Here is a 1,270-nt window from a genome sequence, read left to right as displayed (position 1 = left end):
CTTCTTTGAATGGTGAATTTATCTCAAAATATACTCACCACTGATGAACAGTGTTCAATAAGATGCGTTCCCCCTGCCCGTATACCCTGTTGATAAAAGCGACCTTTATTTCGAGTCAACTTCATTAACTGTTGAATTTATAATAAATGCCGGTCGAGATAATCAACCCACTGTTCTCCATCCTTACCAACGCCAAATGTACTCTGTCTACGGTATTTTTTTCTCGGTTGGGAGCGGCGAGATACATATTTTTGTACCTGCTTTTTCTGAGTTTCAATGCCTTGAAATATCGCGGAAGTGTAGGCGATAGCCATTAACAGAATCATCTTAATCAGTCGGTCTCCCCTTAAACCACTCCTTTCTAGATTATAACCTCCTGTCTTGCAATCTCGGAACATTTCTTCAATTCCCATTCGCTGTTTATAAGCGGAGATAGCGAATGGCAGCGAGCCTAAATCTGTTAAATAAACCAGGCGTCTTTTACTTTCCTTCCCGATAATTTCGTTGCCATTTACAAGCAATATCAAATCCTGCTACTGGCTGCGTTTTTCTGACCCTAATTCCTGGAAAATATAAGGAAGTTCCACAGGATGCATCCTAAGTGGTCTAAACTTTGCCCAATTAAGTTTTCTGTTTCCAAACAATGATTCTTTTTCAGTCTTAAGCAAAAAGATACACCCACTGTCTTGAGCCAGTTTCGCAAGTCTACAGAACAAAATTCTCGTAGCTTGCGGGGGGGGGACGCCATCGCCCAAAACGATCGATTTATATTCTTTAAACAAGGGTAAAACTTGTTCGAGAGCGAGGGTTTGTTCTTGTAAATTACTGCTTCCTAATTTTGGCAACAAACACCAGTATAATGGAATGGCTCTTTTCTGCCAAATTAGGGCGATTCCCTTCGGGATAGCTTCGCTTCACGTAAACAGATTGATACAGCCCCATTGAGTCCGATCGCCTGGGATACCATTGCCCATAACGTCACTATTGGTGTGTAGACGCGGCTGTAATACCTCACATTCTCGTTAGCCAGAAGCTCTTGGACTTTAAAGTCTGGTAGAAGCTCCTTCCAGGGTAAGGCCACACTCTGTAAAAATTGTTGCTTGAGAATAGACGCACGATTTGACATAAGAGAGATAGATTTTTGTGTTTTTAAGGCAACGATCTATAGCAAATCTATTTGAGTCGTGAATGTAGAACCCACATTCCGCAGATGTGGGTGGAATTTTTTTATCAGTTGTGAAAAGTTGGAACCCCAAAGTTTTTCCGTTTA

1 protein-coding gene is annotated in these 1,270 nt (G+C 41.3%); it reads right to left on the bottom strand.

Translation table 11 applies throughout. The features are described 5' to 3' along the window. Window positions 1-137: 137 nt before the first annotated feature. Window positions 138-521, bottom strand: coding sequence for a hypothetical protein (locus QUA53_RS29010; protein WP_333101325.1), 384 nt, complete (start codon window positions 519-521; stop codon window positions 138-140). Between the last annotated feature and the right edge of the window lie 749 nt (window positions 522-1,270).

It is taken from the genome of Microcoleus sp. Pol12B3 (genome assembly GCF_036701355.1).
Lineage (GTDB): Bacteria > Cyanobacteriota > Cyanobacteriia > Cyanobacteriales > Microcoleaceae > Microcoleus.
The sequence above is the reverse complement of the archived record's forward strand: the minus strand, read 5'-3'. Positions and strand labels throughout refer to the sequence as shown.